A 6,285-nucleotide genomic window follows, 5' to 3' on the forward strand; every position below is an offset into this window, starting at 1 on the left:
AGAGAAAACGCACATACCTACAGGATGAGAGTAAGTAAAAGCGCTTACATATAACGATTTTATAAAACCATATATAACCAAAAAAATCGGTCGAGAAAAAAATCTCCCACAAAGTCTTGACTCAAACCTTTTTTATAAAAAATATTGACATACGATGATCATTATGATAAATTAATACATGTCGATACGGAGGAGTACCCAAGTCTGGCTGAAGGGGTCGGTCTTGAAAACCGAGAGGCGTCGAAAGGCGCGCGGGGGTTCGAATCCCTCCTCCTCCGCCATCATTTAGATGTTTGCAAACCACAGCGCATAAAATGGAGATTGTTTATTGAAATAATTCGTTACGATATGTAACGAATTTTTGTTTTATATAAGAATAAAAAGTAAAGGATGCCTGAACTAGGCATCCTTATTTTTTTAACGTGCGATATTGTTCGATCATATATCCAATTTTTGCGACAATCGGTTCGATTGATTGAGCATCACGAATAATATCATATTCATTGATGTTAATACGCAAAACAGGACAAGCATTAAAGCTATTAATCCATCTCTCATATCTTTCATACATTTCTTTCCAATATTCGATTGGCGTCTGCTGTTCCATTGGACGACCGCGCTCACGAATACGTTTAATAATTTCCTCAAAACTTCCTTCTAAATAAATAAGTAAATCAGGATGAGGAAAATATGGTGTCATAACCATCGCTTCAAATAAACTTGTATACGTTTCATAGTCGACTTTCGACATCGTACCTTTTTCATAATGCATTTTTGCAAAAATACCTGTATCTTCATAAATGGAGCGATCTTGGACAAATCCTCCTCCGTATTCAAAAATACGTTTTTGTTCTTTGAATCGTTCAGCGAGAAAGTAAATTTGAAGGTGAAAGCTCCAACGTTTAAAGTCGGCATAAAATTTATCTAAATAAGGATTTGTATTTACTTTTTCAAAAGAAGTGCGAAATTGAAGCGCATCAGCTAACGCTTTTGTCATCGTTGATTTTCCTACACCGACCGTTCCAGCAATGGTAATGACAGCATCGCTCGGAATATGATATTTTTCTCGTAAGTTCATTGTTCTAAGCTCCTTTTGAGAACAGATTGCAGTTCATTTAAAATATAAAGTCGATCTTTGTCACGATGAACGAAGTCAAGTTCATCTCCGTTAAATCGCAATACAGGAATGTGGGGATGGGCTTGTTCAAATTGTTCCATTGCTTGTTCATAAGCATGAGATAGTTGTTGTAAATAGTTCGGGTCAATGTTTTTTTCGAATTCGCGACCACGCATAGCAATACGCTCTAACAACGTGTATAATGAAGCGTGCAAATAAATGACGACATTTGGTTTTGGCATGTCGTTTGTTAAAATGTCATAAATTCGTACATACTTTTCGTACTGCTTTCCTTTTAACGTTTGCTTAGCAAAGATTAAGTTTTTGAAAATATGGTAGTCAGCTACAACCGGTTTCCCATTGTTTAAAAAATTTTTTTCGACATCTTCTAGCTGTTTATAGCGATTACATAGAAAAAACATCTCCGTTTGGAAACTCCATTCTTCGATGTTTTCATAAAATTTACCTAAAAAAGGATTTTCATCAACAATTTCTTTTAACAGCTCATATTGAAAATGGGTTGAGATGACCTTAGCTAATGATGTTTTTCCAACACCAATTGGGCCTTCCACAGTAATAAAGGGCACGCGGGACATTGTGTAACCTCCTTCAGGTGAAACCGTCTGTGTAGACAGACAAAATTTATTTTAACATAAAATGATTAGTCTGTATGTTGCTTTTTTGTTTTGATATACTTTATAGATGATAAAAAGGTACGGGAGTTTCAAAAGATGAAAAATGATGAGTATTACATGCATTTAGCGATCGAAGAAGCAAAGAAAGCAGAAAAAATAGGAGAAGTGCCTATCGGTGCTGTTATTGTATATAACGACCAAGTGATTGCGCGAGCCCATAATTTGCGCGAACGGGATCAGCGGTCGATTGCTCATGCGGAGCTTTTAGCTATTGATGAAGCATGTAAAAAACTAGGAACGTGGCGACTAGAACAAGCAACGTTGTATGTGACGTTAGAACCTTGTGCCATGTGCGCTGGGGCAATTGTTCTGTCTCGGATCAAACGCGTTGTATTTGGGGCAAGCGATCCGAAAGGGGGATGTGCAGGGACATTAATGAATTTATTACAAGAACCGAGATTTAATCACCAATCGGAAGTTGTTAGTGGGGTATTAGCTGACCAATGTGGCTATATGCTAAGTGAATTTTTTCGACAGTTGCGTCAACGAAAAAAAGAAGAAAAAAGTAGTATTAATTCCAATTAAATTCCATTGTGTAGTCGTTGCAATTTGGATGAAAAAGAGATATACTTATACTTGCGTTAGAGATAACGCATTGCCGTGCTAAGCGGGGAGGTAGCGGTGCCCTGTACTCGCAATCCGCTCTAGCGAGGCTGAATTCCTTCTTTAGGCTAGTTTGCTGTAGAGTCTGCCTAGAGTAAGTGGTGTTGACGTTTGGGTCCTGCGCAATGGGAATCCGTGAACCCTGTCAGGTCCGGAAGGAAGCAGCAGTAAGCGGACAATCCCATGTGCCGCAGGGGTGCCTGAACCGAGCTAACTACTCTAGTAACGTTTATGGCAGCTAGTCGACAGAAGGTGCACGGCAATTTACATAGATAGGACACAGGCACTTGCTCAAATGGCAAGTGCTTTTTTCATGCGTTTTTTAATGATATAATGATTAGGATACAAGCAAAGAGGAGGGCAGTTTCGTGAGTTATAGAGCTTTATATCGTGTTTTTCGGCCACAAAGCTTTAAAGATGTTGTCGGTCAAGAACACGTCACAAAAACGTTGCAAAATGCCCTGCTTCAACAAAAGATTTCACATGCATATTTATTTTCTGGTCCACGTGGGACAGGAAAAACAAGTATAGCTAAAATTTTCGCTAAAGCGGTAAACTGCGAGCATCGTCCAACAGCAGAGCCATGCAACGAATGTCCGACTTGTTTAGGCATTATGAACGGTTCGATTTCAGATGTGTTAGAGATTGACGCAGCATCAAATAACGGAGTAGATGAAATTCGTGATATTCGCGATAAGGTGAAATTTGCCCCAACCTCAGCACCTTATAAAGTGTATATTATCGATGAAGTGCATATGTTGTCCATTGGGGCGTTTAATGCGTTATTAAAGACATTGGAGGAACCACCGAAACATGTCATTTTTATTTTAGCGACAACAGAGCCTCACAAAATTCCGTTAACGATCGTTTCTCGATGTCAGCGGTTTGATTTTCGGCGCATTGAGCTCAAATCCATCGTTTCACGTTTAAAAACGGTTGTTGCTGAAGAAGGGATAGATGTAGAGGAAGAAGCATTGTTTGCGATTGCGCGTGCTGCTGATGGTGGAATGCGTGATGCGTTAAGCTTGCTTGATCAAGCCATTTCTTTTAGTGATGATCGGGTGTTACTTGAAGATGTGTTAGCGGTTACAGGCGCTGTCTCACAGCGGAAAATTGCGGATTTAATTCATGCGATGTATGAAAAAAAGACGGTTGAGGCATTACGTCTTTTTCAAGATTTAATGGAACAAGGAAAAGATCCGAATCGTCTTGTCGAAGATTTAATTTATTATTACCGAGATATGCTTTTATATAAAGCAGCGCCACAGCTTGAGGATGTGACGCATCGCGTGCTCGTAGATGAGCGATTTCGAGAGCTTTCTGACATGATTCCGACATCGTTCATATATGAAGCGATCGATTTGTTAAGCAAAAGCCAACACGATATGCGTTTGACAAATCATCCACGTATTCATATGGAAGTCACGATCGTAAAACTTTGTTATGAAGAGGAGCATGCGATAAAATCTACTTCCTCCCTAGATTTAGAGGAGAAGGTAAAACAGCTTGAGCAACAATTGGAGAAACTAAAAGAAACAGGTGTGAAGCCTTCTGCTTCGGAAGTTAGTGAACCGGTGAAAAAAACGGTAAAAAATATTCGCACAGACTATAAAATACCAATAGGACGCATTCATGAAGTGCTTCGCCAAGCAACGCATCAGCATTTATCTCTTGTTAAAGGGAATTGGGGGCATGTGCTTGATTTGCTGAAGAAGCAAAATAAAGTGTCCCATGCAGCATTATTACAAGAAAGTGAACCTGTAGCAGCAAGTAGCACAGCTTTTGTGTTAAAATTCAAATATGAAATTCATTGTAAGATGGTTGCTGACAATAGCAACTATGTCAAAGATAATTTAGAGCAAGTATTATTCGAGCTAACAGGGAAAAAACTCGATACGATCCCTGTTCCTGAAAGCGAATGGCTTCGAATTCGCGAGCAGTTCATTCGGCAACAAACAAATGGGGATGAACAACACGAGCAGGAAGACCCATTCATTTCCGAAGCGAAAAAATGGTTTGGTGAAAATTTAATCGAAATTAAAGAATAATGGAGGAATGATGAACATGATGCGTGGAATGGGAAATATGCAAAAAATGATGAAACAGATGCAAAAAATGCAAAAAGATATGGAGAAAGCGCAAGCAGAGTTAGCAGAAAAAACGGTTGAAGGAACAGCAGGAGGCGGAATGGTTACTGTTGTCGCGAACGGTCATAAACAAATTTTAGAAGTGAGAATTAAAGAGGAAGTCGTTGATCCAGAAGATATCGACATGTTGCAAGATTTAGTGCTTGCAGCAACGAATGATGCGTTGAAAAAGGTAGATGAGTTAACAGCAGAAACAATGGGGCAGTTTACAAAAGGATTGAACATACCGGGATTATTCTAGGGGGTTCGTATGTATTATCCAGAGCCGATATCGAAGCTAATCGACAGTTTTATGAAATTGCCAGGCATCGGACCGAAAACGGCCGTCCGTCTGGCGTTTTTTGTGTTAAACATGAAAGAAGATGTAGTACTAGATTTCGCAAAAGCGCTTGTAAATGCGAAAAGAAATTTAACATATTGCTCATCGTGTGGCCATATTACGGATAAAGATCCTTGTTATATTTGCGAAGATGATAAGCGTGATCGTTCCATCATTTGTGTCGTTCAAGATCCGAAAGACGTCATTGCTATGGAAAAAATGAAAGAATATAACGGGTTGTATCATGTGTTACATGGTGCGATTTCACCAATGGAAGGAATTGGTCCGGAAGATATTAAAATTGCTGAGCTGCTTAGACGTCTTCAAGATGAAACGGTTCAGGAAGTAATTTTAGCCACGAATCCAAACATCGAAGGTGAAGCAACCGCTATGTATATTTCACGCTTGTTAAAACCAACGGGTGTAAAAATTACGCGCATTGCTCACGGGTTACCGGTTGGTGGCGATTTGGAGTATGCGGACGAAGTGACGTTATCTAAAGCTCTTGAAGGAAGAAGGGAATTGTAGTGTTTTGGAAGAAAAAAGGATGGCTACGTAAACAATTTAACGATCAGCTGATTGAACGTTTGCAACGTTATCGTGATGATTGGATGGGAAAAAAACAATTAATAGAAAAAAGTGTCGAACCATCCGACAAAGTCATCTTCGATTTAAAAATTGCTGAAGCAAAATATTTATTTCTCCTTCGAGAAGCAAAAAAGCGAAAAGTGACAATTGGGAAGGGATGATTCCCCTTCCCTTTCATATGGGCTTGTCATATAGAAAAGAGGTGGGCATATATTTAAAAATAAAACAGCTTGAAGGGGAGAAAATGATGAATGAAACTGTTGTCATTGTGTCGATCGTTAGTTTAATTGTCATTATTTTGCTTATTGGTATTCCGATACGCTTGACTCGATTCATTGGAGAAGGAATTGCTCGTTTAGTGATCGGGGCTTTATTTATTTTTTTAATTAATGTTGTTGGTGGTGTATTAGGTATTCATCTGCCGATTAATTTGTTTACAGTAGCGGTTACCGGATTTCTAGGTATTCCTGGTGTTGTAGCACTCATTTTCCTTCAACAATATGTCATTTCATAAACGGACATATCCGTTTATTTTTTTGTTGACGAACATACGCATTCATGATATATTACTAAATGTCGTTGTTGATAATAAAAAGATGTTGACGAATGATATTTTTTGTAGTATTATAATTCATGTCTTTGTTGTTCATTGAAAACTGAACAAAACAGCAGCGCAAAAGCTAGAGATATGAACTTTCTATGGAGAGTTTGATCCTGGCTCAGGACGAACGCTGGCGGCGTGCCTAATACATGCAAGTCGAGCGGACGAATCGAAAGCTTGCTTTTGATTCGTTAGCGGCGGACGGGTGAGTAACA

General features: G+C 39.0%; 8 protein-coding genes, 1 tRNA gene, 1 rRNA gene and 1 other RNA gene. 9 read left to right on the top strand and 2 right to left on the bottom strand.

Features of this window, described 5'->3' with window-relative positions:
* The first annotated feature begins 188 nt into the window (after positions 1-188).
* Positions 189-281: transfer RNA gene (locus ETB99_RS14300), tRNA-Ser, on the top strand.
* A 128-nt stretch (positions 282-409) separates the two neighbouring features.
* Here ETB99_RS14300 and ETB99_RS14305 read toward each other — a convergent pair.
* Positions 410-1,078: a deoxynucleoside kinase gene (locus tag ETB99_RS14305; RefSeq protein ID WP_171700909.1), complete on the bottom strand. Its 669-nt coding sequence runs from the start codon at positions 1,076-1,078 to the stop codon at positions 410-412.
* The gene (locus ETB99_RS14310; RefSeq protein ID WP_128999517.1) at positions 1,075-1,713 is read right to left on the bottom strand and encodes a deoxynucleoside kinase; all 639 of its coding nucleotides are present in this window, start codon (positions 1,711-1,713) and stop codon (positions 1,075-1,077) included. The genes ETB99_RS14305 and ETB99_RS14310 overlap by 4 nt, the downstream gene beginning before the upstream one ends.
* 135 nt (positions 1,714-1,848) lie before the next feature.
* Between ETB99_RS14310 and tadA the strand changes: the two genes are divergently transcribed.
* From tadA to ETB99_RS14350, 8 genes are all read left to right on the top strand, one after another.
* Positions 1,849-2,337 (top strand): tRNA adenosine(34) deaminase TadA, encoded by a 489-nt coding sequence (tadA, locus tag ETB99_RS14315; protein WP_128999516.1) that lies wholly within the window; start codon positions 1,849-1,851, stop codon positions 2,335-2,337.
* Positions 2,338-2,410: 73 nt separating this feature from the next.
* Positions 2,411-2,675: signal recognition particle sRNA large type (ffs, locus tag ETB99_RS14320), an RNA gene on the top strand.
* 108 nt (positions 2,676-2,783) lie between these two features.
* The gene (gene dnaX / locus ETB99_RS14325; RefSeq protein WP_077429215.1) at positions 2,784-4,463 is read left to right on the top strand and encodes a DNA polymerase III subunit gamma/tau; all 1,680 of its coding nucleotides are present in this window, start codon (positions 2,784-2,786) and stop codon (positions 4,461-4,463) included.
* 16 nt (positions 4,464-4,479) lie between these two features.
* Positions 4,480-4,803, top strand: coding sequence for a YbaB/EbfC family nucleoid-associated protein (locus tag ETB99_RS14330; RefSeq protein WP_035018391.1), 324 nt, complete (start codon positions 4,480-4,482; stop codon positions 4,801-4,803).
* 9 nt (positions 4,804-4,812) lie between these two features.
* The gene (recR, locus tag ETB99_RS14335) at positions 4,813-5,409 is read left to right on the top strand and encodes a recombination mediator RecR (RefSeq protein WP_004888493.1); all 597 of its coding nucleotides are present in this window, start codon (positions 4,813-4,815) and stop codon (positions 5,407-5,409) included.
* Complete coding sequence (locus tag ETB99_RS14340; RefSeq protein ID WP_006323958.1) at positions 5,409-5,630, top strand: YaaL family protein; 222 nt, start codon at positions 5,409-5,411, stop codon at positions 5,628-5,630. Before recR ends, ETB99_RS14340 begins: the two co-directional genes overlap by 1 nt.
* Before the next feature lie 86 nt (positions 5,631-5,716).
* Positions 5,717-5,983, top strand: coding sequence for a pro-sigmaK processing inhibitor BofA family protein (locus tag ETB99_RS14345; protein WP_035018392.1), 267 nt, complete (start codon positions 5,717-5,719; stop codon positions 5,981-5,983).
* Positions 5,984-6,165: 182 nt separating this feature from the next.
* Positions 6,166-6,285, top strand: a 16S ribosomal RNA gene (locus tag ETB99_RS14350); the annotation flags it as partial.

The sequence above is a fragment of the Anoxybacillus sp. CHMUD genome, from assembly GCF_013096965.1.
GTDB classification, from domain to species: Bacteria; Bacillota; Bacilli; order Bacillales; family Anoxybacillaceae; genus Anoxybacillus; species Anoxybacillus kestanbolensis_A.

Coding starts and splice junctions, on each gene's coding strand:
- ETB99_RS14330 (WP_035018391.1), top strand. CDS start 4,480: ATGATGCGTGGAATGGGAAATATGCAAAAAATGATGAAACAGATGCAA.
- tadA (WP_128999516.1), top strand. CDS start 1,849: ATGAAAAATGATGAGTATTACATGCATTTAGCGATCGAAGAAGCAAAG.
- ETB99_RS14310 (WP_128999517.1), bottom strand. CDS start 1,713: ATGTCCCGCGTGCCCTTTATTACTGTGGAAGGCCCAATTGGTGTTGGA.
- ETB99_RS14345 (WP_035018392.1), top strand. CDS start 5,717: ATGAATGAAACTGTTGTCATTGTGTCGATCGTTAGTTTAATTGTCATT.
- ETB99_RS14305 (WP_171700909.1), bottom strand. CDS start 1,078: ATGAACTTACGAGAAAAATATCATATTCCGAGCGATGCTGTCATTACC.
- recR (WP_004888493.1), top strand. CDS start 4,813: ATGTATTATCCAGAGCCGATATCGAAGCTAATCGACAGTTTTATGAAA.